The 1287-nt window shown below is 63.2% G+C and carries 1 protein-coding gene; it reads right to left on the bottom strand.

Annotated features, from left to right (window positions below; genetic code table 11):
* Window positions 1-1287, bottom strand: a 1287-nt coding sequence (locus tag F2P67_RS26615; RefSeq protein ID WP_178120963.1) for an immunoglobulin-like domain-containing protein, incomplete at both ends; no start/stop codon positions are given.

The raw sequence follows: 1287 nt of genomic DNA, 5'->3' as shown, positions 1-1287 counted from the left end.
GCGTCGGGTGTGTATTATGGGCAGGGTTGGTGGTGTCGATGGTGTCGGTGACGGTGGTGCTGACCGGAGTCTTGTCGGCTACGAGGTTCTCGTAGTTGCCGCCTGTTACGTTGGTGATCGCATTGGTCAGCGGTGCATGACCGGTCAACGCATCGTTCGGTGCGGTGGTGGTCACGGTGCCGGTGGTTTTGCCGATGTCGATGGTGATCTGCTGACCATTGGACAGGGTCACGGTCACTGGCGAGCCCGTTACAGGCGCGCCGACGGTGGCGGTGTAGACAACGTTGCCACCTTCGGCCGCTGTCGCGGTCGCGGTCAGCTTCACGGTGGTGGTGTCGATGGTGTCAGTAACGCTGGTCACCGCTGGTGTGGTGCTGGTGACCAGGTTCTCGAAGCTGCCACCGCTGGCGTTGGTGATCGTGGCCTGTACGTTGCCGGCGTCTTTGTAGACGTCATCGGCTGGTGCAGGAACGGTCACGGTGCCAGTGGTTTTGCCGGCTTCGATGGTGATCACTGCGCCGTTCGACAAGGTCACGGTGACTGGCGAGCCAGCGGCGTTGGTCAGGGTAGCGGTGTAGGTGATCTGGCCACCTTCGGCCACGGTGCCGGTCGCGCTGAGCGACAGGTTGGTGGTGTCGATGGTGTCGGTGACGGTGGTCGAGACCGGAGTTTTGTCGGCCACGAGGTTTTCGTAGTTGCCGCCAGAAACGTTGGTGATCGAGTTGGTCAGCGGTGTGTGGCCGGTCAGCGCGTCGTTCGGCGCGGTAGTGGTCACGGTGCCGGTGGTTTTGCCGATGTCGATCGTGATCTGCTGACCATTGGCCAAGGTCACGACGACAGGCGAGCCAGTCACGGCTGCACCGACTGTCGCGGTGTAGACAACGTTGCCACCCTCGGCTGCCGTCGTGGTCGCGGTCAGCTTCACGGTGGTGGTGTCGATGGTGTCGGTGACACTGGTCACCGCTGGCGTGGTGCTGGTCACCAGGTTTTCGAAGCTGCCACCGGTGGCGGACTTGATCGTGGCCTGCACGTTGCCGGCGTCTTTGTAAACGTCGTCCGCCGGGGCAGGAACGGTCACGGTGCCGGTGGTCTTGCCAGCGTCGATGGTGATCACCGCGCCGTTGCTCAGGGTCACGGTGACTGGCGAGCCAGCAGCGTTGGTCAGGGTGGCGGTGTAGACGATGGAACCGCCTCCGTCGACCGCTGGGGTCGCGGCGAGCGACAGATTGATAGTGTAGACCGCATCGGTGGCGATTGTCGCAACCGGTGTCTGTTCGGCCAACAGGG

The organism is Pseudomonas atagonensis (assembly GCF_011369485.1).
In the GTDB taxonomy this organism is placed as follows: domain Bacteria; phylum Pseudomonadota; class Gammaproteobacteria; order Pseudomonadales; family Pseudomonadaceae; genus Aquipseudomonas; species Aquipseudomonas atagonensis.
This window is presented reverse-complemented; position numbering and strand designations above follow the sequence as displayed.